Source organism: Rhizobium sp. RHZ02 (genome assembly GCF_014851575.1).
GTDB classification, from domain to species: Bacteria; Pseudomonadota; Alphaproteobacteria; order Rhizobiales; family Rhizobiaceae; genus Rhizobium; species Rhizobium altiplani.
In genome coordinates this window covers 164,152-191,144 of sequence record NZ_JACUZX010000002.1, presented here as the reverse complement: position 1 = coordinate 191,144, position 26,993 = coordinate 164,152, and the positions used below count along the sequence as shown (strand labels likewise).

The following is a 26,993-nucleotide window of genomic DNA, read 5'->3' as shown; positions in this document are numbered from 1 at the left end:
CCGTGTCGCTATTCAAGGTCTATGCTAGAGCTTTGCGCTATCTCGGCGCCTACAAGCTCCGCGTATCCCTGGTCGTTATTGCGAACATCGTGCTTGCCGCGATCACAATCGCCGAACCGATTTTGTTCGGTCGCATCATCGATGCAATTTCAGGCAAGGGCGAAGTCAAACCCATCCTTTTCATGTGGGCCGGCTTTGCCGTTTTCAACACCATAGCGTTCGTTCTTGTCGCTCGTGAGGCCGACCGGCTGGCCCATGGCCGCCGCGCCACACTGCTGACGGAAGCGTTCGGCCGTATCATCTCCATGCCGCTGTCCTGGCATCATCAGCGTGGCACGTCGAATGCGCTGCATACGCTGCTGCGCGCATGCGAAACGCTCTTTGGCCTTTGGCTCGAGTTCATGCGCAACCACCTGGCGACTGCCGTTGCCATCGCGCTTCTGGTGCCGACTGCGATGTCGATGGACCTGCGTCTTTCGGGCGTGCTGGTCGTGCTCGGCGTCGCCTACTGGCTGATTGGTCGTCTCGTCATGAGCCGCACCAAGGATGGCCAGGCGTCGGTCGAAAACCACTACCACACCGTTTTCTCACACGTCAGCGACTCGATCAGCAACGTATCGGTCCTCCATAGCTACAATCGCATCGAAGCAGAAACCAAGGCACTGAAGTCGTTTGCCGAGCGCCTGCTGCAGGCTCAGTATCCGGTTCTCGACTGGTGGGCTCTCGCGGGCGCCATGAACCGCATGGCTTCGACCATTGCGATGATGATCATCCTCGTCATCGGCACGCTCATGGTTCAGTCCGGCGAGCTGCGCATCGGCGACGTGATTGCCTTCATCGGCTTTGCGAACCTGCTGATCTCGCGTCTCGACCAGATGCGCCAGTTTGCCACGCAGATTTTCGAGGCCCGTTCGAAGCTCGAGGATTTCTACTCGCTCGAAGACTCCGTGCGTGAACGCGAAGAGCCTGCCGGCAATGACGATATCGCCGACGTGAAGGGTGAAGTCGAATTCCGCAACGTGTCGTTCCGCTTCGGCAACACCGCGCAGGGCTTGCACAACGTGTCCTTTACCGCCAAGGCTGGTCAGACGGTTGCGATCGTCGGTCCGACCGGTTCGGGCAAGACCACGATGATCAACCTGCTGCAGCGCGTGTATGACCCGGATAGCGGCCAGATCCTCGTCGATGGTCACGACACGACGAAGATCACCCGCAAGTCGCTGCGCCGCTATATCGCGACGGTGTTCCAGGATGCCGGCCTGCTCAACCGCTCGATCAGCGACAACATTCGCCTCGGCCGGGAAGGCGCCTCGGATGAGGACATGCGTCGAGCAGCTGAAGCGGCCGCTGCCGCCGACTTCATCGAGACGCGCGAAGAGCAGTACGACACCCATGTCGGCGAACGCGGCAACAGGCTCTCCGGCGGCGAACGTCAGCGTGTGGCGATTGCCCGCGCCATCCTCAAGGATGCCCCGATCCTCGTGCTAGACGAAGCGACAAGCGCGCTTGACGTCGAAACCGAAAATCGCGTTAAGGCCGCAATCGACAACCTGCGCCAGAACCGCACGACATTCATCATCGCGCACCGTCTTTCCACTGTTCGCGAAGCGGACAAGGTCCTGTTCCTGGACGGTGGCCGTGTCGTCGAAGAAGGCAGCTTCGATGAGCTCAGCCATAGCAACGGCCGGTTCGCGGCGCTGCTGCGCGCGAGCGGCATCCTCACGGACGAAGAAGTTCGCAAGGCACACACGACCGAGGCCGCATAAGACGGATCGCTCAAGGGAAAAACAGAAGCCGGACGGTACCTGCCGCCCGGCTTTTTTCTTGCCCGCGGGGAGCTCGCGCATAGCTTAAGGGAAACGGTATTGCCGGAGGCGATATGAAGGTCCTGCGAATCGTAGCGAACATCGAAACAGCCGATCCGGCCGCTGCCAAGGTCTTCTATAAGGATATCCTTGGCCTCGACGTACTGATGGATCACGACTGGATCTCCACCTATGGCTCAAACCAATCAATGCGGGTCCAGGTGGGCTTTGCGAGCGAGGGCGGCTCAGACACACCGGTTCCAGGCCTCTCGATCGAGGTCGACGATGTTGACGAGGCCTTCGCAGCCATGAGTGCATCAGCCTTCGAAATCATCTATGGGCCGGCCAATGAGCCCTGGGGCGTTCGGCGCTTCTACGTGCGCGACCCCTTTGGAACAATCGTGAATATTCTTTCTCATAGACCGTGAAGCCGGCAACGCCCGACTCCTCGGGCGGGACGCGCTGCGCCATCCAGCGGCAATTCGCGCGAAGGTGTTAGACTAAAGTCATAATCCCAAAGCCGCTCTCTGTATGGATGAGCTTTTCTGTCACACTCTTGTCAGGCGAACCGCGACCCGAGGGTATGCTTTGAGGAGAGCATGGTGGTCGCGCGCCGCGTTTCACATCATTCTGTGGAGGACAGAAAATGGCAAATATCGCAAGCGTCGACGGCCCCAAGGCCGGTCCGATGACGGGCGAGGAGAAGAAGGTTATCTTCGCTTCATCGCTCGGCACCGTTTTCGAATGGTACGACTTCTACCTTTACGGTTCGCTCGCAACCTATATCGGCGCGACCTATTTTACCCAGTATCCGGAAGCAACGCGAAACATCTTCACGCTTTTGGCCTTCGCTGCCGGCTTCCTCGTGCGTCCGTTCGGCGCACTGGTCTTCGGGCGTCTCGGCGATCTCGTCGGACGCAAATACACGTTCCTGGTGACGATCCTTATCATGGGCCTCTCCACCTTCCTCGTCGGCATCCTGCCGGGTGCGGCGACGATTGGTATCGCAGCACCGATCATCCTGATCGGACTTCGCCTCTTGCAGGGTCTTGCGCTCGGCGGTGAATATGGCGGTGCGGCGACTTACGTGGCCGAACATGCCCCGCATGGACGCCGCGGATACTTCACGTCGTGGATCCAAACCACGGCTACGCTCGGCCTCTTCCTGTCACTTCTCGTCATCGTCGGCGTCCAGTTCCTGATGGGCAAGGAAGCCTTTGCGGCATGGGGCTGGCGCATTCCGTTCCTCGTCTCCGTCGTGCTCCTCGGGATTTCCGTCTGGATTCGACTGAAGATGAACGAATCTCCGGCATTCCAGCGCATGAAGGCCGAAGGCAAGGGATCCAAGGCACCGCTGACGGAAGCTTTCGGTCAGTGGAAGAACGCCAAGATCGCCCTGATCGCGCTTCTCGGCGCAACGATGGGTCAGGCGGTCGTCTGGTACGGCGGCCAATTCTATGCGTTGTTCTTCCTGCAGAACGTGCTCAAGGTTGATCTGCAGTCGGCAAACATCATGGTCGCCATTGCGCTCTTCCTGGGCACGCCCTTCTTCGTCATCTTCGGCGCCCTGTCCGACAGGATCGGCCGCAAGCCGATCCTGATGGCCGGCCTCTTGATCGCCGCCGTTACCTACACCCCGCTGTTCAAGGCCATGACCTGGACTGCCAATCCGGCGCTTGCGGAAGCCCAGGCTTCTATCCGTGCAACCGTGACGGCCGATCCGGCGGATTGCAAATTCCAGTTCAACCCAACTGGAACGTCGAAGTTCACCAACTCTTGCGATGTGGCCACTGCCTTCCTGACCAAGAACTCGGTGCCTTATGATGTCGTGCCCGGCCCGGCAGGCCAGCCTGCCACGATCAAGATCGGTGACGAAACCATCCCCAGCTTCGACGTCGTCGCCGCCGGCGACAAGGCAAAGGCAATGACGGGCGCGTTCGAAAAGGGCGTCAACATCGCCCTTCATGATGCCGGATACCCGCTGAACCGCGGCGCCATCAAGGTGCCGGATGCGAAGCTGGACCCCTTCATCGCGGCCAACCCTGAGCTTGCCCTCAACGCTGACGCAGTACGCGCCGGTGAAAAACAGACCGTACCGGTCGACAAGCTGGTTGCCGACAAGCTGCTGACGGCCGATGAAGCAAAGGGCGCCACCGACATGGCGGTCTATAACATTGCCAAGGGTGGCAGCTTCTCCATGGTAGCCGACCCTGCCCGTGTCAACTGGATCGGCACGATCGCCATTCTGTTCGTGCTCGTTCTCTATGTGACGATGGTCTATGGCCCGATCGCAGCCCTGCTGGTCGAACTCTTCCCGACCCGCATCCGCTACACCGGCATGTCGCTGCCTTACCATATCGGCAACGGCTGGTTCGGCGGCTTGTTGCCGGCGATGGCCTTTGCAATGAGCGCGGCCAAGGGCGATATCTACTTCGGCCTCTGGTATCCGATCGTCTTCGCAGCCATCACGCTGGTCATCGGCCTGATCTTCCTGCCGGAAACGAAGGACCGCGATATCCACGCCATGGATTGAGCCGATTGAGGACTGCAAACATCTGCCCGGCGCTCTCAAGGCGCCGGGTATTTTATTTATGGAAGGCTAGAGAAGACGGCTCAGCCGCGGCGTCGGCCAGCCGCCATCGCGATCGATGGAGAACACCAAGCCGAAGCGCGCGAAGAGGACCGAGGTGGCAAAGGCGAACCAGGCGCCCAACGCAAGGCCGGCCACGACATCGCTTGGATAATGCACGCCGATGATGACGCGTGTGGCGCCAAGCCAAAGGCCTATGCCGATAAAACCAAGGCGAAAGCGCGGGAAGAGAAGTGCGAGCGCCACGAACAGCGCGCCGATGTTGGCCGAATGGCCCGACGGAAAGCTCTGATGCAGGAAGTCAGCATTGAAAGGCGCGAAGCTGAAGATACCCTCCTGCTCATAGACCAGCGGTCGGGCCCGGCCGATTGCAAACTTCAGCACGTTGGCGACGATGCTGGTGGATAGAACGGACAGCCCGACATAAGCCGTCATCTGTCCAAAATAGATCATGCGGAACTGCCTGCGCACCTTCCAGAGCCGGCGGCGAACGAGATAGCTGGTGGCGAAGATTGTGCAAAGGCCTGCCAGGATCCAGGCGAGCCTGCCGATATCGGTAATGTCCCCGGCAACGGTGATCAGCCGCGGCGCCAGGTCCTTGGCCGCCTGTCCGAGCGGACGGTCGAAGACGAAGAAAGCGATGGCAACCGCGTTGATGGCCGAAAAGACGAAGCCCTTCCAGGGAACCCGCCGATGGATCGTACGCCGCGCCTCGTAACGCCTTCGCAGATAGTTCCAGAAACTTGGCTTGCGATCGACGGTCCCGCTCATTCCACTCCGCTCTTTCCTCAATGCAGAAGGGAGATAGGGGCGACAATAACTGCCTTCAAGCAAAGGCCCTCCGCATCAACAGATGCGAAGGGCCAAAAGCGTGTTTCACGTGAAATATCAGGCAGAAAGCGCCTTGAACTCGGCGAGGATCGCGTCGCCCATCTCAATGGTTCCAACCTTCGTGCAACCTTCGGCCATGATGTCGCCGGTGCGGATGCCCTTGTCGAGGACGTTGGCGATCGCCTTTTCGAGGTTGTCGGCTTCCTTCACGAGGTTGAAGGAATAGCGCAGGCACATGGCGAAGGAAGCGATCATCGCGATCGGATTGGCGATGCCCTTGCCGGCAATGTCAGGAGCCGAACCATGCACCGGCTCATAGAGCGCCTTGCGCTTGCCGGTCTTGGCATCCGGGGCGCCAAGCGAAGCCGAAGGCAGCATGCCGAGCGAGCCCGTCAGCATGGCGGCAACGTCGGACAGCATGTCGCCGAACAGGTTGTCGGTGACGATGACGTCGAACTGCTTCGGCGCGCGCACCAGCTGCATGCCGCCGGCATCCGCCAGCATGTGCTCGAGCTTGACGTCGGAATACTTGTCCTTGTGCGTCGCTGTGACGACCTGGTTCCACAACACGCCCGACTTCATGACGTTGCGCTTTTCCATCGAGCAGACGCGATTCTGACGCGTGCGGGCCATTTCGAAGGCCACGGCCGAGATGCGCTCGATTTCGTATGTATCGTAGACCTGCGTGTCGATCGCGCGTTTCTGGCCATTGCCGAGATCGGTGATGGTCTTCGGCTCGCCGAAATAGACGCCGCCTGTCAGTTCGCGGATGATCAGGATATCGAGGCCTTCGACCAGCTCCGGCTTCAGCGAGGAAGCGGAAGCGAGCGCCGGGTAGCAGATGGCCGGACGCAGGTTGGCGAAAAGCTCCAGATCCTTGCGCAGGCGCAGCAGGCCGGCTTCGGGGCGTACTTCATAGGGAACATCATCCCACTTCGGACCGCCGACGGCGCCGAAGAGAACGGCGTCGGCTGCGAGCGCCTTCTGCATGTCGCCTTCGGAGATCGCCGCGCCGTGCGCGTCATAGGCGCTGCCGCCGACCAGACCTTCGTCGGTGACGAAGCCGGCATTCATTGCCTCGTTCATATAGGCAATGATCTTGCGGACCTCGCCCATGGCCTCTGGGCCGATGCCGTCGCCCGGCAGCAGGAAAAGATTGCGCGCTGTCATGAAACCCTCCGCGGAAAAACAAGTTGCGGCTTCTTAGACCTGCAAAAACGGCATTTCAAGCGAGTGGGCGGCCGATTCGGTACGGTTGCGGAATTACTGCCGCGATCCCTCGTTGACCGATCGGCGCATGCGGGTCCACAAGAAGAGCCTCCATCGCCACGGTCATCGGACACCATCATGCCATCTGCACCGCTCCACCTCGACACGCCGCTTTTCCGCACCTCCGCCGACTACAGCGCAAGCAACAAGCCGCTTTGGCTGAAGCTCGACGCGCTGCAGCCCTCTGGAAGCTTCAAGCTTCGCGGTGTTGGCAGGCTTTGCCAGCACGAGATCGAGAACGGCGCACGGGAGATCTTCTGCGCCTCCGGCGGCAATGCGGGGATCGCCGCCGCTTATACGGGACGGGCGCTCGGCATTCCGGTGACGATCGTCGTACCGGAGACGACGTCGCCGGAAGTGCGCCAATCGATCGAAGCAACCGGCGCCACGGTTCTCGTGCATGGATCGGTATTCGACGAAGCGAATGCCTTCGCAATAGAACACGCGAAGGCCAGAAACGCAGCCTACGTGCACCCATTCGATCATCCCCTTCTGTGGGAGGGGCACGGCACTTTGATCGACGAGGTTGTCGCAAAGGGCGCCGAGTTTGATTGCGTCATCACGAGCGTCGGCGGTGGCGGCTTGCTGGCGGGCATCGTAGCCGGTCTCGAGCGAAACGGCCTGTCTGATGTGCCGGTCATTGCCGTCGAGACCGAAGGGGCCGCTTCGCTTTATGCCAGCCTTGCTGCAGGCGAGCGCCTTACCTTGCCGGCGATCACCTCAATCGCCAGTTCGCTTGGCGCACGTCAGGTGGCGCAGCACGTCTTCGATCTGCCGAAGCACCACCCGATCGAAAGCGTCACGGTCACGGATGCGCAGGCGGTCACCGCCTGCCTGAAGTTCGCCGATGCCTATCGCATTCTGGTCGAGCCCGCCTGCGGGGCCGCCCTGGCGGTGGCCGACGTGCATTCCGATATTCTCGCCCGCTTCAATAATCCGCTGATCGAAGTCTGCGGCGGCATCGGTGTCTCGCTGGAAAAGCTGAAGGTTTGGAAAGAACGGTTGCTGTAAGCAGCAAAAGAAAAGCCGGGCGAAAACCCGGCTTTCTCGAATGCTATGTTTTTAAGACTTAAGCAGCCCAGGGGCGCGATGCCGCGTTCTTGGCTTCGAAGCTGTCGATTGCCTTGCCCTTCTCGAGTGTCAGGCCGATATCGTCGAGGCCGTTCAGCAGGCAGTGGCGCTTGAACTCGTCGAGATCGAACTTGATCGAACCGCCGTCCGGACCGGTGATCTCAAGGTTTTCCAGGTCGACCGTTAGGATCGCATTGGAGCCGCGCGAGGCGTCGTCCATCAGCTTGTCGAGGTTTTCCTGGCTGACCTTGATCGGCAGAATGCCGTTCTTGAAACAGTTGTTGTAGAAGATGTCGGCGAAGCTGGTCGAGATTACGCAACGGATGCCGAAGTCGAGAAGCGCCCATGGCGCATGCTCGCGCGAGGAGCCGCAACCGAAATTGTCACCGGCAACCAGGATCTTCGCATTCTGATAGGCCGGCTTGTTCAGCACGAAATCCGGGTTCGGAGAACCGTCTTCATTGTAACGGGCTTCGGCGAAAAGACCCTTGCCAAGACCGGTGCGCTTGATCGTCTTCAGGTAATCCTTCGGAATGATCATGTCGGTGTCGATGTTGACAACAGGCAGAGGGGCAGCAACGCCCGTCAGCTTTACGAATTTGTCCATGGCCTGGCTCCAATGTCAGCAGACGTAGTTTTGTTGATCAGCGTTTAGTCCAGATTTCGGCCAAAATGAAGGAAAATTTACACCGCGGAAAAGGCTGCGCGCGGATTCGACGCGCAGCCATCCATGGATATCGTGAGATCAACTTGCATTCGCTGGCGCATTCATTGCCCAGAGAACCCCGAACGGATCGCGAAGCTGGCCATACCGATCGCCCCAGAACATCAGCTGAACGGGCATGATCACCTCTACGCCAGCCTGAACCGCGCGCTCCCACCAGAAATCGATATCGTCGATAACAAGCTGGAGACTGAAGCCCTGGTGCTTTTCGAAGGGATGACCATGCTCGGGGTAGGCATCGCAGAGCATCAGCGAGCTTCCGTTGACGTAGAGGTGAACATGCATCGTCCGCCCGTTTTCGTCAGGAGGAACGACAAAAGCCTCCTCGGCGCCGAACGCACGCTTGTAGAATTCCGCCGCCTTCAAAGCACCGTCGACGGTGACATAAGGCAACAAGCCATTCTTCACCGGCGGCATTTTCGTTGCGCCGGTTTCCGTTGCGGTATCCATTCTGTCCTCCATTGTTTGATTTGGTTTGGGCAAAAGCCCTGGCCTTTCAAAGACGCGGGAAGATCAGCCGAGCCGACAGCGATGTCGAAATTTTTCTGGAAACGACCCGACGGTCAGAGGTCGATGATCGTGCCGCGCCCGTCATTCCAGATACGCATGCTCTCGCCGGAATGTGACTTCGTTCTGGCGGTGGCGCGAACGGGGGCCGGTTTCATCTTCAGCGAAAGCGCGCGGCCAACCATGAGCACCGTCAGGATACCGCCAACTGCGAGCGTCACAGAAAATGTGAGGAGCGCCAACGCAATGAAGGCTGTGATGCCTGCGAGCAGGAGGAAGACGGAACGAATGCTTTGCATGGTTTAGACCTTTCTTCGGAAAGGAATGTGGTCCTTCATTTCTTTCTCTGCAAGGTGAGCATGGCTTTTTGTTGTCTTGCCACCCATCACAAAGCTTGGCACAGATTTGTGATGACCCGCAACTCTCCGACTCGTTCCTTGAATCTCCGCCGTTCGGTGCTAAGCGTTCCGGCCATCAATGCACGCGCCTTGGAAAAGACCCATGCGCTCGATTGCGACGCCGTGATCTTCGATCTCGAGGACTCGGTGGCGCCGGAGCGAAAGGCGGAAGCCCGCGACAATCTGAAAGCCTTTTTTTCGGGCCCTCCTCTGGTGAACAAGGAGCGGATCATCCGCATCAATGCGCTGGCTTCCACATTCGGCAATGCCGACATGGAGCTGGTCTTGGCATTGGAACCGGATGCCGTGCTTCTGCCGAAAGTGGCCGAGCCTCAGGATGTGATGTCCATCAGCGACCGGCTTGCCGATGCCGATGCGCCGGAAAGCCTCCGCATCTGGGCGATGATCGAAACGCCCCGCGGCATTCTGAACGCGGCGGCGATCGCCGAAGCCGGACGCACGCCGGGCTCAAGACTCGATTGTTTCGTCGTTGGCCTCAACGACCTGCGCAAAGAGACCGGTGTCTTGCCGCAGCCCGGCCGCACCTATCTCGTGCCCTGGCTGATGCAGGTGGTACTTGCCGTGCGTGCCTATGGCCTCGACGCGATCGACAGTGTCTTCAATGATTTCAAGGACGCAGATGCCTTCGACGCCGAATGCGCGCATGCCCGGGCCATGGGCTTCGACGGCAAGATGCTGATCCATCCTGCTCAGATCGAAGCGTCAAACCGGCATTTCGGCCCGGACAATGCGGCAATTGCCGAGGCGGAGGCAATCATCGCCGCCTTTGCCGACCCGGCTGCCGAAGGTCTGAACGTCATCAATGTCAACGGACGGATGATCGAGCGGCTGCATCTTGTCCAGGCGGAAAGTCTGGTTCATAAAGCCCGCCTGATTACTGAGCGCCAAACGGCGAAGTGAAAGACGACTCTAGATGAAGCTTTATCGCCTTCTGACCGGCCAGGATGATGCCGCTTTCTGTCATCGCGTAACCGACGCCCTCAACAAGGGCTGGTCGCTGAACGGCTCGCCGTCGCTGACCTTCAACACCCAGACCGGCCAGGTGATGTGCGCTCAGGCGATCGTCAAGGAAGTCGAAGGCAAGGACTACCACCCGGACATGAAGCTATCCGAACAGTAAGCGAAGGCTTAGCGTTCGGCCGCCTCTTCGGCACTTGCCTCGATCCGTTCCATGTCGTCGTCGCTGAGACCGAAATGGTGGCCGATCTCGTGGATGAGGACGTGGGTGATGATATCGCCCAGCGTCTCGTCGTTCTCGGCCCAGTAGTCGAGGATCGGCCGCCTGTAGAGGCGGACACGGTTCGGCAGTTCGCCGGTTTCCATCGTGAAACGCTCCGAGATGCCCCGGCCTTCAAAGAGGCCGAGAAGGTCGAATGGCGTTTCCAGCGCCATGTCCTCGAACACGTCGTCGTCAGGGAAATCCTCGATCTCGATGGTCAGATTGGTGGTCAGCGAGCGGAATTCTTCCGGCAGGTGGCTATATGCCTCCATCGCCAACGACTCGAAGGTACTGATCGTCGGCGCGTGGCGATCCCGCCAATCCTCGCTCTGGTCTATGCGGGCCATTAATATTCCTTCCTTTGCCGCCCATATAGAACCTTTGCGCACGATTTTCGAGAGCGGAATCAAAGGCAGGAATAAATTCACATCAAATGCCTGTTGACTCTTTCGCCCGCCTCTGGAATCCATAAGAACATAACAGGAACATCTGAGACTTGGAGAACGTCATGGCACAGTCGGCCGTGACGCGCGAGCGGCTTTTTGCGCTCCGCGAAACCATTGCAAAGCTTGAAGGGAAGCCCGCGCCGGCCTTGGCGGCCGCGCAAAGCGAAGCCTTGGCCGACAAAGGCCTCGCCGCCAAGAACGACAGCGGCCCGCGTCTTCCTCTTGGAATACCCGCACTCGACGAGGCGATCGATGGCGGCTTGCCGCTCGACGGGATCACCGAGGCTCGCACCGACCTCTTGCGGGAGGCCGGTGCCGGCAGCGGCTTTGTGCTGGCGCTTGCCGCCATGCTGCAGCGTCAAGTCGAGGAGAGCCACAGTGCGCCGCTACCGATCCTGTGGATCGCGGACATGGTTTCCACGATGGAAGCAGGCGTCCCCTACGCCGTAGGGTTACGAGATTTCGGTCTGAAACCGGACCAGTTCTTCTATGCCAGTCCGCGCAAGCTTGAAGACGCTCTCTGGCTTGCGGAATCTGCAGTCGAAAGCGGCGTTTTTCCTGCGACGGTTCTGGAGATCCGCGGCAACCCAAAGCCCTTCGGCCTGACGGAGAGCCGTCGTTTGAGCTTGCGGGCGAAAGCATCGAAACGCCCGCTTTTCCTGTTGCGGCAGGCTGGAGAGGAAGAAGCCAGCAGCGCTTATTTCCGCTTCCTTGCAGCACCCGCGCCGGCACAGGCGCGCCCCTTGCCGGATGGCACGATGCTGGGCGGTAGCATCGGCAATCCGGTTTTTCATCTCACCCTGGAGAAGAGCCGCAACCCGGCTCCCCTCTCCTTTCTACTGGAGTGGAACCCCCATGACCGCCGTTTTTTCGCCGTCTCCCAATCAGCCAACCCTCGCCTTCCAGACGAACGCGCAACGCATTCTGGCACTCCACTTTCCGCACCTTCCAACCGACCGGATCGCAAGAAAGAAATGGGGGCTCTCCTGGCGTTCGCACGGACGTCCTGAAGCCGCACCGATCGTCTGTTCCAGCCGCCTCAACAATACGATGCGGCTGACGGCACTGGACGAGGCTGCCGAAACACTCAATCTCCGAAAGCATATGGGTGTCGCCGAAGCCCGCGCCATCTACCCCACGCTTGATGTGATCGAGGACGACCCAGCCGCCAACCGGCGCTTCCTGGAAGCGATCGCCGACTGGTGCGATCGCTATACCCCGCTTGTTGCTCTCGACGGCGTCGATGGCTTGTTCCTTGACATTACCGGGTGCGCCCATCTGTTTGGCGGTGAGACGCCCCTTCTCAAGGATATTCTCGCACGGCTCTTCCAGATGGGAATTGACGCCCGCGGCGCCATCTCTTCCTCGCCTGGATTGTCCTGGGCCATCAGCCGTTTTGGCCAAGGCGGCATCATCGAGCATGGGGAGGCAGAACAGGCGTTGGCTCCCCTGCCCGTCGCGGCCCTGCGTCTCGAGGACGAAACCATAGGGGGCCTGGACAAGATGGGCCTCAAATATGTCGGCGATTTGCTGACCGCGCCCCGCGCCCCCCTCGCCCGCCGCTTTGGGGGAGCTGTGCTCTTGAGGCTCGATCAGGCGCTTGGGACCGATGAAGAGCCGGTCTCTCCACGCCTGCCGGTCGCAAGCCTCTCGGTCGAACGTCGCCTGATTGAGCCGATCGGAGCCGAAGACGATATCCTCGCACTCACGGGTCAGGTTGCCGTCTCCCTGAAGCCCTCGCTGGAAGCCCGCGGTGTCGGCGGCCGTATCTTCGAGTTGGTCCTGTTCCGTGTCGACGGCAAGGTTTTTCGCATTTCTGCCGGGACCGCGCAGCCCTTGCGGGAGCCCAAGCGCATTGCCGCCCTCTTTGCCGAACGCCTGCAGGCAATTCACGACGATTTCGATGCGGGTTACGGATTCGAGATCCTTCGTCTCAACGTACTCCTGCACGAAGATTTCGTGACGTCACAGGGAGACTTCGAACACCGCCAGCAGAAGGACGCGTCTCTTGCTGCCTTCGTGGATCGGGTTTCAGCTCGCCTCGGAGAAGACTGCCTGCAAACCTTCCAATTGCGGGAGAGCCACATACCGGAAAGAGCCTACACTACAGTGCCGGCAATCGAACATCTGTCCGCCCCGAAAACCCGGGAGGGGCATCTGCCACCAGCCAGGAGCGAACGGCCCATCCGGCTATTGCGGAAAGCGGAGCCAATGGATGCCTTTGCCATCGAAATCCCTGATGGCGCACCAGCGAGCTTTCACTGGCGGCGCATGCAGCACCGTGTCTTGAAGAGCGAGGGCCCGGAGCGGCTGGCAATGGAATGGTGGCTCGATGGCGTAGATGGAAAGGATGCTGGGGATCGGGACTATTTCCGGATCGAAGACGATAAGGGGCGCCGCTTCTGGATCTATCGCCAGGGTCATTATGAGCGTGACACAACACAGAGTTGGTTCATGCACGGGGTCATTGCCTGATGTCCGCCTTCTTCGAAATCGGCGCCAAGACCAATTTCTCGTTTCTGGAGGGCGCCTCCAAGCCCGAGGAAATGGTCGTTCAGGCTGCCGTTATGAAGCTTGGAGGCCTTGGCATTGCCGACCGCAACTCAGTTGCAGGTGTCGTCCGGGCCCATGCCCAGGCAGAGGCGATCCGGAAGAAGTTCGAACGAATGAAAGCCGGGCTTCTGGAGGAGCGCGAGAAGAAGGACATCATTCCCGACCCGATCCGTTTCCAGCCGGGAGCCCGCCTCGTCTTTGCGGATGGAACGCCTGACATTCTTGCCTACCCCCGAGATCGCCAGGGCTGGGCGCATCTTTGCCGGTTGCTGAGCGCTGGAAACCTGAGAGCCGAGAAGGGTAAGTGCATTCTGTCGGAAGCAGATCTGATGGAATGGGGCGACGACATGATGCTTGCAATCATTCCGCACCCGTCCATTGCCGACGATAACAATCACGCCGCGTTCGAAGCCTGTCTGGAGCGCTTCAGAAAACGCTTCCGGAAAAACATCCACATGGCGCTCGCTCCCGCCTATGACGGCCGCGATAGGCGCATGTTTGCGACCATCTCCATGCTAGCTGACCGTAGCCGCATCCCGCTGATCGCCACCAACCAGCCACTCTACCACGATACGGCCCGCCGCCCCCTCGCCGATATCGTTACGTCGATCCGGGAGCATATTCCCATTCCCGAGGCTGGCTTTCTCCTGGCTCCGAATGCCGAACGCTATCTCAAGAGTGGCAACGAAATTCTGCGCCTCTTCAGAGACTATGCGCACGCCGTAACAAACACAGGGAAGTTCTTTGAAAGCCTTTCCTTTTCGCTCGACGAACTGGAGCACAACTATCCCTCCGAGAATGACGAGGGGGAAACACCCTATGAAACACTGGAACGCCTTGCCAATTCAGGTGCAGCAAAGCGCTTCCCCAACGGCGTGCCTGAGAAAGTTCAGAATAACATCGAATACGAGTTGGATCTCGTTCGTCGTAAGCAATATGAACCATACTTCCTGACGGTCCACAGGATCATCCAGTACGCCAGGCATGAGAAAAAAATCCTCTGTCAGGGTCGCGGCTCCGCGGCAAATTCCGTCATTTGCTACTGCCTTGAGATAACCGAGGTGAATCCCGAGAAAAGCACCCTGCTTTTCGACCGCTTCCTGTCGATGGACCGCGACGAACCGCCGGATATCGATGTCGATTTCGAGCATGAGAGGCGCGAAGAGGTCATCCAGCATATCTATGAGAAATACGGCAAGGAGCATGCGGGTCTCACCGCAGGGGTGACCACTTATCGCACCCGGTCCGCCGGACGTGAGGTTTCCAAAGCCTTCGGTCTCTCAGAAGATGTCCAGTCCGCGATCGGCAGCTTGGTCTGGGGCTGGTCGGATGAGAAGCTATCCGAACGGGAAGCAAAGGCGGCCGGGCTCGACATTTTCGATCCCATGACCAAAAACGTGCTGAAATATGCATCCGAGCTTCTCGGTTTTCCCCGCCATCTCACCCAGCATGTCGGGGGGTTCGTCATCACTAGGGACAGGCTGGATGAAGTCGTTCCGATCATGAAGACGGCAATGCCCGGACGCTACATGGTCGAATGGGACAAGGATGATCTCGACAATCTGAAGATCCTCAAGGTCGATATCCTGGCGCTCGGAATGTTGACCGCCCTGAAGCGGGCATTCGATCTGCTTCTCCTGCATTACGACGTGAAGAAGACCCTCGCCGATCTCGGCAACGATAAGCATGAGGATGAGGAGCCCGTCTATGCGATGATGTGCCGGGCCGACACGCTTGGCGTCTTTCAGATCGAGAGCCGAGCGCAGATGAGCATGCTGCCGCGCCTAAAACCCCAAAAATTCTACGACCTCGTCATCGAAGTCGCCATCGTCAGGCCAGGCCCCATTCAAGGAGACATGGTCCACCCCTACCTGAAACGCCGGGAGGAAAAAGCGCGCGGTATCCCAACGACATATCCAAGCGAGGAACTGAAGGGAGTTCTGGAGCGAACGCTCGGCGTGCCGCTCTTTCAGGAGCAAGCCATGCAGATCGCAATCACCGCTGCGGGATTCAAGCCGGCCGAAGCAGACCAACTGAGGCGGGCCATGGCGACCTTCAAACGAACAGGCACCATCGGCAATTTCGAAACGCGGTTCATCGAAGGCATGGTCGCGAAGGATTACCCCCGCGACTTTGCCCAGCAATGCTTCAACCAGATCAAGGGTTTTGGCGAATACGGCTTCCCGGAAAGCCACGCGGCCTCGTTCGCACTACTGGTATATGCCTCTTCCTGGGTGAAAGCCTACTATCCTGATGTCTTCTGTGCTGCGATGCTGAATTCGCAGCCAATGGGTTTTTATGCCCCCGCGCAGCTCGTCAGGGATGCAAGGGAGCATGGGGTTGATATCCGGCCCGTCGACATCAATGAATCGAACTGGGATTGCTTGCTTGAGGAGGCAGAATTTAACAAGCGTTCAGTCGATTTCCGGCATGCCAGCATGCGGGATGTCATCAAGACAAAGCGAGCCGTTCGGCTTGGTTTCCGGCAGATAAAGGGCCTTTCGGAAGCGAGTATGGAACAACTCGTCGCCAACAGAGGCAGGGGCTATTCTTCCATTCGCGATCTCTGGCTACGCTCAGGCCTGCAGAAAGCGGATATAGAGCGGCTTGCTGATGCGGATGCCTTTCGTTCCATAAAACTGTCGCGGCGGGAAGCGCTCTGGGCGGTGCGGGCGCTTGATGCGAAGAGCGCTGCCGAAAAGCTTCCTCTGTTCGACCAGGTGAGCCACATCGACTTGCAGGTCGAGCCTGAGACGCGGCTGCCGCAAATGCTGCCTGGCGAACAAGTCATCGAGGACTATCGCTACCTCTCGCTTTCCCTGAAAGGTCATCCGGTCTCGTTCCTCCGCGACGAATTCCGCAAAGCCGGGGTCGTGCGGAGTGTCGATCTTCTCACCGTCCCGAACGGCAGAAGGGTGACGATCGCCGGCCTGGTTTTAGTGCGTCAGCGCCCGGGCTCCGCCAAGGGCGTCATCTTTATGACACTGGAAGACGAAACGGGCGTTGCCAATGCCATTGTCTGGCAAAGGGTCTTCGAGAAATATCGCCCGATCGTAATGGGAGCACGACTCGTGAAGATTCATGGCAGGCTTCAGAGCCAGAGCGGCGTGATCCACACCGTCGTCGATCATATCGAGGATATGACCCCCGCGCTCGGCATCCTGCAGAAGGAAGCCCGTCGTTTTGGCGTTAGCGATCGTTCGGATCAAGCGCTCAATCCGACGATGGATCCGCGTCAAAGGAAACTCGCAAACTCAGTTGAGAACGCCGTGATGGAGAAGAGCCTCATCTCCGGCAGTCATGGAGCACGGGAAACAGCTCAGATCATGCCAAAGGGCCGCAATTTCCATTGAGAACGTGCATCAGAACGCCGGATTTGAGGCTTTGCAATGTAGCGGAGAGTACCTTCGACAGTCCCACAATGTGCGACGAATGGCCTATTCCGCGAGTCGATTTTTTCTTGACACCTATCATCTTCTTTTGCAGAAAAGGGGATAGTGAATGTCATGTTTGGAATGACGCCGTGCTTGTCTGCAGCTGCAACTACATAACCGATCACGAAATCCGGGAAGTCATCAAAGAACTTCTCGATGAGGATTGTTGGCAGCTTATCGTGCCTGCAAAGGTATACCACGCCATGGGGAAACGGGGCCGCTGCTGTGGCTGCTTCCCGAACGTGGTCGACATCATCATCCAGACGACCGAGGAATATCACGCCCGTCACCACTCGACGGAAGCCGAAATATTTGATTTCATGTCCCGCCTCAGAGAATTCCATGAAGAAAACAGGAGAGCGGACATTGAAAGGCGACAAAAAAGTCATCGAGCGGCTTAACGAGGCCCTCTTTCTCGAGCTCGGCGCCGTCAACCAATACTGGGTCCATTACCGACTTCTTGAAGACTGGGGCTACACCAAGCTCGCCAAGAAGGAACGGGCAGAATCCATCGAGGAGATGCATCATGCCGATCGTCTGGTCGCGCGCATCATCTTCCTCGAAGGTCATCCCAACCTTCAGACTCTTGCCCCGCTTCGGATCGGCCAGAACGTCAAGGAAGTTCTGGAAGCCGACCTCGCCGGCGAATACGATGCCCGCACGGCCTACAAGAAATCACGCGACATCTGTCATGAGGCCGGGGACTACGTCTCGATGAAGCTTTTCGAGGAGCTCCTGGCAGACGAGGAAGGTCACATCGACTTCCTCGAAACACAGCTGGAGCTGCTCGGCAAGATCGGCGAATCGAAGTACGGCCAGCTCAATGCCGACTCCGCCAACGAGGCCGAATAACGATTGACATGACCGGCAGCCCTGGCCGCCGGTCATTCACTCTGCGGCGCTTAGGCCAGCCAAGTGCCTGAACTCGTCGACCACCTGCTCATAGACCGCCCGCTTGAAGGGCACGATGAGACCGGGCAGGCTTTCCATCGACTTCCAATCCCATGCATCGAATTCCGCCGCATGGCCGCCGGGCGGCGGATTGATTGCGATCTCCTTCTCATCTCCATCGAAACGGAAGGCAAACCAGCGCTGCGTCTGACCCCGGAATTTCCCCTTTAGCCCAATGCCCACCAATTGGGGTGGCAAATCGTAGTTGATCCAGTTCCTGGCTTCCGCAAGCAGCGTCACCGTGCGAATGCCCGTTTCCTCGTAGAGTTCCCGATAGGCGGCATCCAGCGGATCCTCGCCCTTGTCGATGCCGCCCTGCGGCATCTGCCAAAGCTGCGGCGATCCATCATATTCGGAATTCTCTTCCGGAATCCGCCGCCCCGCCCATACGAGACCCTGGCGGTTGAGGATCATAACGCCGACGCAGGGGCGATACGGCAGGTCTTCGGCGTTGACGATCAGCTTGCTCATCAGCTCTCTCTATTTCAGGGTCTCTTCGGGTCGTTGGTCAGCGCAGCGACACCGACGATCTCAATGCCTCGCATCGCGGCCTCCTGCGTCCATTGCGCGATGGCATCAATACTCTCATCGAAGGCGGCGGCAACACCGATTGCCTGGCCATTGCGCTTTGCGACGCGTTCAAGCTCGTCCAGCTTCTGGATGATGGCGTTCACATCAAGCTGCTTGTCCAACTGCACATCAGCAAAGGCGTAGGGCGCCTCCGTTCCTTTTGCGACTGCCGCGGTTTTGGACTGGGCCGACGTTCCGTCGTCAAGAAACAGCAACCCGCGCTTTCCGATATCCCGCATCACCGGCTCCATGGCGTTGGGGTCGGAAAGGAAGCGCCCGCCCTGATAATTCATGATGCCCGTATAATTGGTGATCTCGCCCATCGCCCGGTGCAGGCCTTCAATATTCTTCGCAGCCGACGTCGACGTCAGCAACGTATCCGGCCCGGGATCGTTTGCCGGGTAATCAAAAGGCTCGAATGGAACCTGCAGCAGGATTTCGTGGCCGCCGCGGCGCGCTTCCTGCATCCAGCGCTGCAAGCTGTTGCCGCTGGCGGCAAAAGCGAAGGTGACCTCCTCCGGCAACTGCTGGATCGCCCGCTGCGTGCCTGTCTGGCTTAACCCTAATCCGCTCACAACGATCGCGATACGTGTTCCGTGTGCACCGGACCATGGTCGCGCGTACTGGTCCATCGGGCGACGTCCGTCCGGCCCGACGATCGGGAGCCGCCCCAACGGCGTATTTTCCAGAAGCGCATCGTTCGGCAACGCCGCCATCCGTGGGTCCTGCCCGACCTGCGAGGCATCAACTAGCACCGGGCCATTTCCGTCGCGTTGTCTCGGGGAGTATTTCGTGACGACAGATCCATCGCCCGTGACCATCTGCTCCACATTGGCACCCGATCGGGGATCGGATGGCACCATACCATTTGGAGCGGCAGGGGTCGAAGACCGCGACGGCACCTGATTCTGAATAGTATCGGATGGCGGCAAAGCCGCCTGGTCTTGAACTGGCGGCTTCTCGGGCTTCAGCCCATCTCCGCGGAATGCCGTATAAAGCGACGAAACCCCGATCAGAACGAGGCAAATCCCGGCGACGACACGGCCCGTCCGCAGAATACCCGGCCGCTGCCGCTTAACCTTACGGCCCTGTCCTAGTGGTGCGTGCAGATCGGTATTCAAGCTCGTTTCCGCTTCAGAATCAGGACAGCAAAAAGGCGTCAGGCCGGATACACCATCCGGCCTGACGCCTCAAATTGCAATTACTTGGCGCTGACGGCCTTGTCCGGATTGGGCGGGAAGGACGGGTCCGTCTTCTTGCCGCGAAGCAGGTCAAGCGCGTAGTTGAGCTGAACGTCGTCCTTCGGATCCGGCGGAATATAGGCAACCGAACCGGAGCCTTCGTCCGTCTCGCTCTGGCCCTTGATGTGCCCACGCAGGCTGGACTCGCCTTCGGTGGTCATCTTGCCCTTCAGATCGTCCGGCAGCGGCTCTTCGACCTTGATATCCGGCGTGATGCCGGTGCCTTGGATCGAGCGGCCCGACGGCGTGTAGTAGAGCGCCGTCGTCAGTCGCAGCGCGCCGTTTTCGCCAAGCGGGATGATCGTCTGAACCGAGCCCTTGCCGAACGAGCGCGTTCCGAGAACGGTAGCACGACGCAGGTCCTGCAACGCGCCGGCAACGATTTCCGAAGCAGATGCCGAACCGCCGTTGATCAGGACGATTACCGGCTTGCCGTCCGTGAGGTCACCCGGACCAGCGTTGAAGCGGCGGGTCTCATCGGGATTGCGGCCGCGGGTGGAAACCACTTCGCCACGCTGCAGCAGCGCATCCGACACCTGGATCGCCTGGTCGAGCAGACCACCCGGGTTCAGACGAAGGTCGAGGACGTAGCCCTTCAGCTTGTCAGCCGGAACCGTCTTCTTGATCTTCTCGATCGCCTTCTCGAGATCGGGGTAGGTCTTCTCCGTGAAGGAGATGACGCGCAGATAGCCGACATCATCCTCGACGCGCGACTTCACGGCCTGCACAGCCACAACGTCGCGAACGATCGTCAGCTCTATAGGCTTGTCGGCACCCTTGCGGATCAGCGTCAGCTTGATCGGCGTGTTGACCGGGCCACGCATCTTTTCGACCGCGTCTTCCAGCTTCAGGCCGCGAACGGACTGACCGTCGATCTCGGAAATGTAGTCGCCAGCAAGAACGCCAGCCTTTGCCGCCGGCGTGTCGTCGATCGGCGTGATGACTTTGACGAGCTCGTCTTCCATGGTGACCTCAATGCCGAGACCGCCGAATTCACCCTTCGTCTGGGTCTGCATGTCAGCCGCATCCTTGGCATTCATGTAGCTCGAATGCGGATCCAGCGAAGAAAGCATGCCGTTGATGGCATTTTCGATGAGTTTGTCCTCGGCCGGCGGCGTCACATACTGTGCGCGCACACGCTCAAAAACGTCACCAAAAACGGAAAGCTCCTTGTAGGTGGAGGCTCCGGCTGCTTCCGCAGGCACGCCTGCCGAATAGATGACGCTCATCGCGGTCGCACCCATCAATGCGCCGACCAGAACAAGAGAAGCCCTACGAATCATTGCGTGCCTTTCCAGTGTCTTTAGCGGTCCACCAAGGCCGGGAATCGACCGGTTTTCCATCTTTTCGAAATTCAATGTAAAGCGTCGGACGGTTGGTTTCCAGCGCCAATGCTGTCGCGCTCGCCACTCTTTTCGCGCCCATGGCTGCAAGTGGCTCGCCGGAGAAGACGAACTTCCCCTGGCGCGTGCTGATCGTCTCCATTCCGGAGAGGACAAGGTGGTAGCCGTTGCCGGCATCGAGGATGATCATCTGGCCGTAGCTGCGAAAAGCACCCGCGTAAACGACAAGCCCATCTGCGGGAGCGGTAACCACCGTTTCCGGATTGGTGGCAAGCGTCATTCCCATCGCCTCATGGCCGGTTCCGTCGGCATCGCCGAACTGGCGGAGGATATCGCCTGCCACAGGCAATTCCAGCTTCGCCTTCAATTCTCCGAAGGGATATGCGGGCGCAATGCGGTTTTTATCAGGCACGCCGCTCTCCGCGAGGGCCTTGGCCTGGGCACGCTGCTCGTCGGTTAAGAGCTTGCGGTTTTCCTCGGCCTGGCGGGCCGCGGCGGCGGCGTCGCGAACCGATGCGATCTCGGTTTCCATCGATGCCACCAGTCCCTCGAGACTTGTTGCCTTGCTGGCAAGATCCTCCGACCGCTTCTTCTCCGCATCCAGTTCCGCCACGCTGCTGCGGCTCAGCTTCTCGTTTTCAGCGAGAAGCAAGTCCATCCGGCGCTCTTCCTCGATGCTATTGGTCATCGTCGTGGTGAGCGCCGTTTTCTCCGCAGCGCTTGCCGTTTGCAACGCAGACAGGTTGGCAAGATCGGCGACGAGCTTGTCAGTTTCCTTTCGGATACCGGGAACCACCGCGCCGAGCAGGATTGCGCTGCGAACCGAAGCGAGCGCGTCGTCAGGTGTCACGAGAAGGGCCGGCGGCGGATTGCGGCCCATCCGCTGCAGGGCACCCAGCACCTCGGCCAGCAGGCCACGCCGCTCATGCAATGACCGGCGGACCGCGTCTTCCTTGACGCCGAGATCGGCCAGTTTCTTCTCGCTCTCCAGGATCTGCTTCTCGAGCGACTTGCGCCGCGCCGCGGAATCGATCAGCGCCTGGCGAACGCTGCTGGTGCTCTTGTCCAGATCCGCGATGCTCTTCTGAAGCTCCGCAACCTTATCGGACGAGAGGCTGATGGTCTTCGATAGGGCTTCAAGCTCTGCGCGCGTCTCGTCTCGCTTCTTCGCAAGGTCGGCCGCCGGATCGGGCGGCGGCTGGGCAACCGTTGCACTTGCCAGGGCAGGGGCCTCGGGCGGCGAGATCCGCGCAGCTTCCGGCGCATCCTGCGCGAAGGCGCCGGAAGCGAAGGGGCGGTTCGCAACTGCCGCCACAGACACGCTCAAGCCTGCAGCCAAGGCCGACAGAATGACGTATTTTGGCTTGAACGCGCGTGTCGGCATACGAGCTTCGAAATCCCTTCAAATCGCGCGGAGATTAAGCTGATTTGACATTCTTTGCCAGATCGATTGAGGGACTGAGCACACCAGGACGGACACGCTCACGTGAGCAACGCAATCCATCAGACGCGATGATAGGGGTGGCCGGAAAGGATCGTGACGGCTCGATAAAGCTGCTCGGCGATGAGCGTGCGAACCAACTGATGCGGCCAAGTCATCTTGCCGAGACAGAGGGTTGCATCGGCAACGTCGTATAGCGACGGATCGAGGCCATCGGCACCGCCGATGGCAATCATCAGGTCGCGCTTGCCCTGGTCGCGATAGTTTCCAAGGAGATTGGCAAAGCCTTCACTGTCCAGCGCCTTGCCGCGCTCGTCCAACAGGATGAGAACACTCCCCTCGGACAACGACTTCTGCAGCATCGCCGCTTCATCGCGCTTGCGCGTATCGGCATTCGACGCACGACTTTCAGCCACTTCGGCCACGCGGGAGAATTCGAGGCCGACCGCAGGACCGGCCTTGGCAAAGCGATCGAAATAGCGGGCCGCAAGATCCTTCTCGGGGCCGGACTTCAGCCGCCCCACCGCAAAAAGACCAACACGCATCATCCGCTCCCGCAGTTCGGCAACCGGCGGCACACACCTGCCGCCAGCCGGATTCGTCCGGCCAATAAATGCCGTCTATCAGGCCGCGGACACAGCGTCCAGCAGCCTGTTAGTGCACCGTTTCCTCGTCCATATCGGGCGCGGCCCACATCTTTTCGATGTTGTAGAACTCGCGTATTTCTGGACGAAAGACATGGACGATGACATCGCCGGTGTCGATCAGGATCCAATCGCCGCCTTCCTGACCCTCGACGCGGGCGCTTCCAAGGCCCTCGTCTTTGAGATCAGACAGCAGGTGGTCCGAGATCGCCATGACATGCCTGCTCGAGCGCCCGGAGACGACGACCATGAAGTCTCCCAGTGCCGATTTTCCAGCAATGTCGATGGTGACGATATCTTCAGCCTTAGAGTCCTCAAGGCTAGTGAGGACGGCGTGCAGGGCGCGGGCGGCAGCATCGGCGCCACGTTCCGGGCTCTTCGGGACAACGGCAAGCGTTTTTCCCTTGGCGTGTACTGTTGTCAGTGCTTTCCCTTTCTCGGAATGACAAAACATGCACATCACTGATTTGGTGACCAAATCATAGTTAAGATAGGCACCAAACCATTAACGTTTCAAGACGCGCACAATCACAAAGCGTGAACGACCATTTGACGCGATAGATCATCTGTGGATGAAAGACCGAATGTGGCCCGGCTGTGTACAGTCCTTGCAACCACACGTAAAGTAAGATCGTTTTCGACTATAGAAGACTTGCCGATGAAAAGCCCCGCCGTTGATACGCTCACACCGATACTCCGCATCAGTTTTCCTCATGAAGACCGCCTCGGGCGCGGCAAGATGGAACTGCTCGAACATATCAGGGAAACGGGATCGATTTCCGCGGCAGGCAGGGCGATGGACATGTCCTATCGTCGCGCCTGGTTGCTTGTCAGCGATATGAACCGGATGTTTCGCGAGCCCGTCGTCGAGTCCCAGCGCGGCGGCCCAAAAGGTGGAGGTGCGGCGCTGACGCCGTTCGGCGATGAGCTCCTCGCCCGCTTTCGCAAGATGGAGCAGATGATGAAAACCACTCTTGCGGAAGAACTGGCATGGCTGGAGGCCAACCGATCGCCTGAAAGCAATCGCTGATCATGGCTCAAGCGCGACCGTCTTTATCACAGCAAAAACAGGCGACCCAATCCGCACGCCCAGCCGCTCTGCCGAAAAGCTTGTGATCCGGGAAAGAATGGTGTCCCCACCGCAATCGACGAGAACGTCAATGGTCGCGTCGTCTGCCTGCGTCATGTTCTGAACGGTACCTTCAAGCACGTTGAGCGCGCTCAGCGCTTCCGGCTTTCTCATCGCCAGCATCACGTCGCGAGATGGAATGCGGACGCGAACGGGCTTACCGAGGTTTAGCATCGCTCCCGGGACGTGAAGCCGAGCTGATTTCAGGGCAATTGTCGCAATGCGGTGCTGCACGTCGAGGCTCTCCACCGTCCCTTCAAGAAGAGCCCCCGCATCACGCCGCTCGAATGATGCAGGCGGATGGCTTAGCACATCCACGGCTGAGCCGACTGCTTCCACCTTTCCGTCGCGCATGACCACGACCTGATTGGCGAGGCGGGCGACTTCGGCGATCGAATGACTGACATAGACGATCGGAATGTCCATCTCGTCGCGCAGGCGCTCGAGATAGGGCATGACCTCGGCTTTCCGGGCGTCATCCAACGCCGCCAGCGGCTCGTCCATCAACAGCAGACGGGGAGCCGAAAGCAGGGCTCGCCCAATGGCAACGCGCTGCCTCTCGCCACCGGAGAGCTTTTCCGGCCTTCGCTCGAGCAGGCTTTCGATGCCCAGCAACGAAACAATATGATCCAATCCCTCTGCCGAACCGGTGGCTCTGGCAAACCACCGGCCATAGGACAGGTTGTGACGGACACTGAGGTGCGGGAACAGCCGCGCCTCCTGGAAGACATAACCGAACCTCCGTCGATGCTTGGCGACAAAGATCCGCCGCTCGGTATCTGTCAGGACTTCGCCATCGAGGACGACCTGGCCCGCGTCGGGCCGCGCCAACCCGGCAATGATACGGATCATAGAGGTCTTACCAGAGCCGGAACGGCCGAAAAGCGCGGTGATCCCGCGCCCCGAGGTAAACGCGGCATCGAGCGCGAATGCACCAAGCCGCTGTTTTGCTTTCACGACAAGCGTCATTCCGGATCAATCCTCCGGCCGACGATGCGCGACAGCAATTCCGAGGCAAGCAAGGCAGCCATTGAAATCACGATAGCGACGAGCGTCAACCGCAGGGCGCCGGCATCACCACCCGGGACCTGCGTGAAGGAGTAGATCGCCGCCGAAAGCGTCTGCGTTTCCCCCGGGATGTTGGAAACGAAGGTGATGGTCGCTCCGAACTCCCCCATGGCCTTCGCAAAGGAAAGGATCATTCCTGCTATGATGCCAGGCAGGGTAAGCGGCAATGTTATCGTCATGAAAACCCAGAATGGGCTGGCTCCCAAGGTGCCGGCTGCCTCTTCCAGCTTTCGATCGACCGCTTCGATCGACAGCCGGATGCTGCGCACCATCAACGGAAAGGCCATGACCCCGCAGGCGAGCGCGGCACCCGTCCAGCGAAACGAAAACACGATGCCGAAGTAGTGATCGAGAAAGCTGCCGATCGGTCCGCGCCGCCCGAAAAGGATCAGCAAAATGAAGCCCGTGACGACAGGCGGGAGGATCAGCGGCAAATGAACGACACCGTTGAGAACGGACTTACCCCAAAACCGCCCCCGCGCCAGCAGCAGCGCAACGCCGATGCCGAATGGCAGGCTGGCCAGCATCGCCACCACCGACACGCGCAGGCTGAGCAAGATTGCCGTCCATTCATCATCGCTCAGGCCGAGTGCGTCCAAGCCATTCTCTCCAAAAATAGAAGGCCCGTATCGACGGGCCTTCTCACGCTATGTCTTCGTGCGAGAATTCGCAATCATTTCAAGATGGTGAAGCCCTGCTTGGTAAAGAAATGAGCCACCTTTTCCGATTTCAGGAAGTCGAGGTATGCCGCGGCGTCTGGGTTCTTGCTCTCGGACAGAATAGCGACCGGATAAATGATCGGCGGGTGCGAATCCGCCGGGAAGGTGCCGACAACGGCAACGCCCGGGTCCGCGGAGGCGTCGGTCTGGTAGACAACGCCATAGGGCGCCTCGCCGCGCGATACCAACGCGAGCGCGGCGCGAACGCTTTCAGCTCCGGCAACCTTCGCCTCAACCGAGGGCCAGACGCCCAGCGCTTCAAGCGCAGCCTTGCCGTACTTGCCGGCCGGAACCGACTTCACCTCACCCATGGCGAGCTTGCCATCACCGAGCAGCGTGGCGAGCTCGAAGCCCTTTTTGATCTCGACCGGCTTGGCGTGGTCCCTGGTTGCGACAAGTACGATTCGGTTGCCCAAAAGATTGGACCGGCTGTCGGCCTTGATCAGATTCTTCTTCGCAAGATAGTCCATCCAGTCCAGGTCGGCGGAGATGAAGATGTCGGCGGGTGCGCCGCCTTCAATTTGCTTTGCAAGCGCTGAGCTCGCAGCATACGAGGCGACGGCCTCCTTGCCGGCTTCCTTCGCCCACGCGGCATTCGCTGCATCAAGGGCGTTCTTCAGGCTGGCCGCTGCAAAAACGCTGACCTTTTCCGCAGCGGCGGCTGGCGTTGCGGCAACGCCTAAGAAGACAGCCGAAATGGCTGTGACGGCAAACTTCATCCATTGGCGACGACTGTGCATGATCTCTCCCGAAGCTTTGGAAATATCTGTAGAAATATAACGTCGCTTGCGACTTGGCTAGCGCTATATTTTGGCAAGCATAACCGTCTGCGCGTCTCAGACTTCACACATTCGTGATGCGCATGACTGCGGAGATCCCAGTTCCAAAAACGGCGAAAATTCCCCGCCATTTTAGGGGGGAAACCGACAGGAGTTTGAAATCTCGACGAAAATCGTCTCGAATGCCAAAGAATTGGGCAAAATAGAGGAGGGTTTTGGCTACGGCCATGCTTGTAGCGC

27 protein-coding genes are annotated in these 26,993 nt (G+C 59.3%); 12 read left to right on the top strand and 15 right to left on the bottom strand.

Features of this window, described 5'->3' with window-relative positions:
- Positions 1 to 2: 2 nt before the first annotated feature.
- The 3 genes from IB244_RS03750 (at position 3) to IB244_RS03740 (ending at position 4,338) form a co-directional block, all read left to right on the top strand.
- The gene (locus tag IB244_RS03750) at positions 3 to 1,766 is read left to right on the top strand and encodes a glucan ABC transporter ATP-binding protein/ permease (protein WP_018855922.1); all 1,764 of its coding nucleotides are present in this window, start codon (positions 3 to 5) and stop codon (positions 1,764 to 1,766) included.
- A 113-nt stretch (positions 1,767 to 1,879) separates the two neighbouring features.
- A complete protein-coding gene (locus tag IB244_RS03745; RefSeq protein ID WP_018855923.1) occupies positions 1,880 to 2,233 on the top strand; it encodes a VOC family protein in 354 nt (117 codons plus the stop codon).
- A gap of 218 nt (positions 2,234 to 2,451) precedes the next feature.
- A complete protein-coding gene (locus IB244_RS03740) occupies positions 2,452 to 4,338 on the top strand; it encodes an MFS transporter (protein ID WP_018855924.1) in 1,887 nt (628 codons plus the stop codon).
- Positions 4,339 to 4,404: 66 nt separating this feature from the next.
- Here IB244_RS03740 and IB244_RS03735 read toward each other — a convergent pair whose 3' ends face one another.
- On the bottom strand, positions 4,405 to 5,166 hold the full coding sequence (locus IB244_RS03735) for a phosphatase PAP2 family protein (protein WP_113469688.1): 762 nt from the start codon (positions 5,164 to 5,166) through the stop codon (positions 4,405 to 4,407).
- Positions 5,167 to 5,283: 117 nt separating this feature from the next.
- Complete coding sequence (gene leuB / locus IB244_RS03730; protein WP_018855926.1) at positions 5,284 to 6,396, bottom strand: 3-isopropylmalate dehydrogenase; 1,113 nt, start codon at positions 6,394 to 6,396, stop codon at positions 5,284 to 5,286.
- Between the two features lie 177 nt (positions 6,397 to 6,573).
- Here leuB and IB244_RS03725 point away from each other — a divergent pair, with 177 nt between their 5' ends.
- The gene (locus IB244_RS03725; RefSeq protein ID WP_025658021.1) at positions 6,574 to 7,506 is read left to right on the top strand and encodes a pyridoxal-phosphate dependent enzyme; all 933 of its coding nucleotides are present in this window, start codon (positions 6,574 to 6,576) and stop codon (positions 7,504 to 7,506) included.
- Positions 7,507 to 7,564: 58 nt separating this feature from the next.
- On the opposite strand, the gene leuD is transcribed toward IB244_RS03725, so the two are convergent.
- The 3 genes from leuD to IB244_RS03710 all read right to left on the bottom strand — a co-directional run bounded on the left by leuD (position 7,565) and on the right by IB244_RS03710 (position 9,096).
- The gene (gene leuD / locus IB244_RS03720; protein ID WP_018855928.1) at positions 7,565 to 8,173 is read right to left on the bottom strand and encodes a 3-isopropylmalate dehydratase small subunit; all 609 of its coding nucleotides are present in this window, start codon (positions 8,171 to 8,173) and stop codon (positions 7,565 to 7,567) included.
- 138 nt (positions 8,174 to 8,311) lie between these two features.
- Positions 8,312 to 8,740, bottom strand: coding sequence for a VOC family protein (locus tag IB244_RS03715; protein WP_018855929.1), 429 nt, complete (start codon positions 8,738 to 8,740; stop codon positions 8,312 to 8,314).
- Positions 8,741 to 8,853: 113 nt separating this feature from the next.
- Entirely contained in the window at positions 8,854 to 9,096 is a 243-nt protein-coding gene (locus IB244_RS03710; protein WP_018855930.1) for a hypothetical protein, read from the bottom strand.
- A gap of 111 nt (positions 9,097 to 9,207) precedes the next feature.
- Between IB244_RS03710 and IB244_RS03705 the strand changes: the two genes are divergently transcribed.
- The gene (locus IB244_RS03705) at positions 9,208 to 10,116 is read left to right on the top strand and encodes an HpcH/HpaI aldolase/citrate lyase family protein (RefSeq protein ID WP_026371613.1); all 909 of its coding nucleotides are present in this window, start codon (positions 9,208 to 9,210) and stop codon (positions 10,114 to 10,116) included.
- A 13-nt stretch (positions 10,117 to 10,129) separates the two neighbouring features.
- A complete protein-coding gene (locus tag IB244_RS03700) occupies positions 10,130 to 10,336 on the top strand; it encodes a DUF1737 domain-containing protein (RefSeq protein ID WP_018855932.1) in 207 nt (68 codons plus the stop codon).
- A gap of 8 nt (positions 10,337 to 10,344) precedes the next feature.
- Here the strand turns inward: IB244_RS03700 and IB244_RS03695 are convergent, their stop codons facing one another.
- Positions 10,345 to 10,782 carry a metallopeptidase family protein gene (locus IB244_RS03695; RefSeq protein WP_192303210.1) on the bottom strand — a complete coding sequence of 146 codons (438 nt, stop codon included), beginning with the start codon at positions 10,780 to 10,782 and terminating at the stop codon, positions 10,345 to 10,347.
- A 161-nt stretch (positions 10,783 to 10,943) separates the two neighbouring features.
- On the opposite strand from IB244_RS03695, the gene IB244_RS31990 reads away from it, so the two are divergent.
- The 5 genes from IB244_RS31990 to bfr all read left to right on the top strand — a co-directional run bounded on the left by IB244_RS31990 (position 10,944) and on the right by bfr (position 17,720).
- A complete protein-coding gene (locus tag IB244_RS31990; protein WP_018855934.1) occupies positions 10,944 to 11,891 on the top strand; it encodes an ImuA family protein in 948 nt (315 codons plus the stop codon).
- Positions 11,803 to 13,356 carry a DNA polymerase Y family protein gene (locus IB244_RS03690; protein WP_312867210.1) on the top strand — a complete coding sequence of 518 codons (1,554 nt, stop codon included), beginning with the start codon at positions 11,803 to 11,805 and terminating at the stop codon, positions 13,354 to 13,356. Before IB244_RS31990 ends, IB244_RS03690 begins: the two co-directional genes overlap by 89 nt.
- Positions 13,356 to 16,787: an error-prone DNA polymerase gene (locus IB244_RS03685; protein ID WP_113469686.1), complete on the top strand. Its 3,432-nt coding sequence runs from the start codon at positions 13,356 to 13,358 to the stop codon at positions 16,785 to 16,787. The genes IB244_RS03690 and IB244_RS03685 overlap by 1 nt, the downstream gene beginning before the upstream one ends.
- Positions 16,788 to 16,855: 68 nt before the next feature.
- Positions 16,856 to 17,269: a bacterioferritin-associated ferredoxin gene (locus IB244_RS03680; RefSeq protein ID WP_018855937.1), complete on the top strand. Its 414-nt coding sequence runs from the start codon at positions 16,856 to 16,858 to the stop codon at positions 17,267 to 17,269.
- A complete protein-coding gene (gene bfr / locus IB244_RS03675) occupies positions 17,235 to 17,720 on the top strand; it encodes a bacterioferritin (protein ID WP_007528518.1) in 486 nt (161 codons plus the stop codon). Before IB244_RS03680 ends, bfr begins: the two co-directional genes overlap by 35 nt.
- Positions 17,721 to 17,756: 36 nt before the next feature.
- Here bfr and IB244_RS03670 read toward each other — a convergent pair whose 3' ends face one another.
- The 6 genes from IB244_RS03670 to rsfS form a co-directional block, all read right to left on the bottom strand.
- Positions 17,757 to 18,290, bottom strand: coding sequence for an RNA pyrophosphohydrolase (locus tag IB244_RS03670; protein WP_018855938.1), 534 nt, complete (start codon positions 18,288 to 18,290; stop codon positions 17,757 to 17,759).
- A gap of 14 nt (positions 18,291 to 18,304) precedes the next feature.
- The gene (locus IB244_RS03665) at positions 18,305 to 19,510 is read right to left on the bottom strand and encodes a divergent polysaccharide deacetylase family protein (RefSeq protein WP_192303208.1); all 1,206 of its coding nucleotides are present in this window, start codon (positions 19,508 to 19,510) and stop codon (positions 18,305 to 18,307) included.
- Between the two features lie 80 nt (positions 19,511 to 19,590).
- The gene (locus IB244_RS03660; RefSeq protein WP_018855940.1) at positions 19,591 to 20,913 is read right to left on the bottom strand and encodes a S41 family peptidase; all 1,323 of its coding nucleotides are present in this window, start codon (positions 20,911 to 20,913) and stop codon (positions 19,591 to 19,593) included.
- Positions 20,903 to 22,357 (bottom strand): murein hydrolase activator EnvC family protein, encoded by a 1,455-nt coding sequence (locus IB244_RS03655; RefSeq protein WP_018855941.1) that lies wholly within the window; start codon positions 22,355 to 22,357, stop codon positions 20,903 to 20,905. The genes IB244_RS03660 and IB244_RS03655 overlap by 11 nt, the downstream gene beginning before the upstream one ends.
- A gap of 119 nt (positions 22,358 to 22,476) precedes the next feature.
- On the bottom strand, positions 22,477 to 22,959 hold the full coding sequence (rlmH, locus tag IB244_RS03650; protein WP_113469685.1) for a 23S rRNA (pseudouridine(1915)-N(3))-methyltransferase RlmH: 483 nt from the start codon (positions 22,957 to 22,959) through the stop codon (positions 22,477 to 22,479).
- A gap of 109 nt (positions 22,960 to 23,068) precedes the next feature.
- Positions 23,069 to 23,512: a ribosome silencing factor gene (gene rsfS / locus IB244_RS03645; RefSeq protein ID WP_018855943.1), complete on the bottom strand. Its 444-nt coding sequence runs from the start codon at positions 23,510 to 23,512 to the stop codon at positions 23,069 to 23,071.
- Between the two features lie 204 nt (positions 23,513 to 23,716).
- On the opposite strand from rsfS, the gene IB244_RS03640 reads away from it, so the two are divergent.
- Positions 23,717 to 24,088, top strand: a complete 372-nt coding sequence (locus tag IB244_RS03640; RefSeq protein WP_018855944.1) for a winged helix-turn-helix domain-containing protein — start codon at positions 23,717 to 23,719, stop codon at positions 24,086 to 24,088.
- Here the strand turns inward: IB244_RS03640 and modC are convergent, their stop codons facing one another.
- The 3 genes from modC to modA form a co-directional block, all read right to left on the bottom strand.
- Positions 24,089 to 25,156 carry a molybdenum ABC transporter ATP-binding protein gene (modC, locus tag IB244_RS03635; RefSeq protein WP_192303206.1) on the bottom strand — a complete coding sequence of 356 codons (1,068 nt, stop codon included), beginning with the start codon at positions 25,154 to 25,156 and terminating at the stop codon, positions 24,089 to 24,091. It lies immediately after the preceding gene.
- Positions 25,153 to 25,854 carry a molybdate ABC transporter permease subunit gene (gene modB / locus IB244_RS03630; RefSeq protein WP_018855946.1) on the bottom strand — a complete coding sequence of 234 codons (702 nt, stop codon included), beginning with the start codon at positions 25,852 to 25,854 and terminating at the stop codon, positions 25,153 to 25,155. The genes modC and modB overlap by 4 nt, the downstream gene beginning before the upstream one ends.
- Positions 25,855 to 25,928: 74 nt before the next feature.
- Positions 25,929 to 26,714: a molybdate ABC transporter substrate-binding protein gene (gene modA / locus IB244_RS03625; protein WP_192303204.1), complete on the bottom strand. Its 786-nt coding sequence runs from the start codon at positions 26,712 to 26,714 to the stop codon at positions 25,929 to 25,931.
- Between the last annotated feature and the right edge of the window lie 279 nt (positions 26,715 to 26,993).

What these genes read in the sequence shown, in the direction of transcription:
- IB244_RS03745 (WP_018855923.1), top strand. Translation starts at nt 1,880, where the DNA reads ATGAAGGTCCTGCGAATCGTAGCGAACATCGAAACAGCCGATCCGGCC.
- IB244_RS03740 (WP_018855924.1), top strand. Translation starts at nt 2,452, where the DNA reads ATGGCAAATATCGCAAGCGTCGACGGCCCCAAGGCCGGTCCGATGACG.
- IB244_RS03735 (WP_113469688.1), bottom strand. Translation starts at nt 5,166, where the DNA reads ATGAGCGGGACCGTCGATCGCAAGCCAAGTTTCTGGAACTATCTGCGA.
- leuB (WP_018855926.1), bottom strand. Translation starts at nt 6,396, where the DNA reads ATGACAGCGCGCAATCTTTTCCTGCTGCCGGGCGACGGCATCGGCCCA.
- IB244_RS03725 (WP_025658021.1), top strand. Translation starts at nt 6,574, where the DNA reads ATGCCATCTGCACCGCTCCACCTCGACACGCCGCTTTTCCGCACCTCC.
- leuD (WP_018855928.1), bottom strand. Translation starts at nt 8,173, where the DNA reads ATGGACAAATTCGTAAAGCTGACGGGCGTTGCTGCCCCTCTGCCTGTT.
- IB244_RS03715 (WP_018855929.1), bottom strand. Translation starts at nt 8,740, where the DNA reads ATGGATACCGCAACGGAAACCGGCGCAACGAAAATGCCGCCGGTGAAG.
- IB244_RS03710 (WP_018855930.1), bottom strand. Translation starts at nt 9,096, where the DNA reads ATGCAAAGCATTCGTTCCGTCTTCCTCCTGCTCGCAGGCATCACAGCC.
- IB244_RS03705 (WP_026371613.1), top strand. Translation starts at nt 9,208, where the DNA reads ATGACCCGCAACTCTCCGACTCGTTCCTTGAATCTCCGCCGTTCGGTG.
- IB244_RS03700 (WP_018855932.1), top strand. Translation starts at nt 10,130, where the DNA reads ATGAAGCTTTATCGCCTTCTGACCGGCCAGGATGATGCCGCTTTCTGT.
- IB244_RS03695 (WP_192303210.1), bottom strand. Translation starts at nt 10,782, where the DNA reads ATGGCCCGCATAGACCAGAGCGAGGATTGGCGGGATCGCCACGCGCCG.
- IB244_RS31990 (WP_018855934.1), top strand. Translation starts at nt 10,944, where the DNA reads ATGGCACAGTCGGCCGTGACGCGCGAGCGGCTTTTTGCGCTCCGCGAA.
- IB244_RS03685 (WP_113469686.1), top strand. Translation starts at nt 13,356, where the DNA reads ATGTCCGCCTTCTTCGAAATCGGCGCCAAGACCAATTTCTCGTTTCTG.
- IB244_RS03680 (WP_018855937.1), top strand. Translation starts at nt 16,856, where the DNA reads ATGTGCGACGAATGGCCTATTCCGCGAGTCGATTTTTTCTTGACACCT.
- IB244_RS03670 (WP_018855938.1), bottom strand. Translation starts at nt 18,290, where the DNA reads ATGAGCAAGCTGATCGTCAACGCCGAAGACCTGCCGTATCGCCCCTGC.
- IB244_RS03660 (WP_018855940.1), bottom strand. Translation starts at nt 20,913, where the DNA reads ATGATTCGTAGGGCTTCTCTTGTTCTGGTCGGCGCATTGATGGGTGCG.
- IB244_RS03655 (WP_018855941.1), bottom strand. Translation starts at nt 22,357, where the DNA reads ATGCCGACACGCGCGTTCAAGCCAAAATACGTCATTCTGTCGGCCTTG.
- rlmH (WP_113469685.1), bottom strand. Translation starts at nt 22,959, where the DNA reads ATGCGTGTTGGTCTTTTTGCGGTGGGGCGGCTGAAGTCCGGCCCCGAG.
- rsfS (WP_018855943.1), bottom strand. Translation starts at nt 23,512, where the DNA reads ATGTTTTGTCATTCCGAGAAAGGGAAAGCACTGACAACAGTACACGCC.
- IB244_RS03640 (WP_018855944.1), top strand. Translation starts at nt 23,717, where the DNA reads ATGAAAAGCCCCGCCGTTGATACGCTCACACCGATACTCCGCATCAGT.
- modC (WP_192303206.1), bottom strand. Translation starts at nt 25,156, where the DNA reads ATGACGCTTGTCGTGAAAGCAAAACAGCGGCTTGGTGCATTCGCGCTC.
- modA (WP_192303204.1), bottom strand. Translation starts at nt 26,714, where the DNA reads ATGCACAGTCGTCGCCAATGGATGAAGTTTGCCGTCACAGCCATTTCG.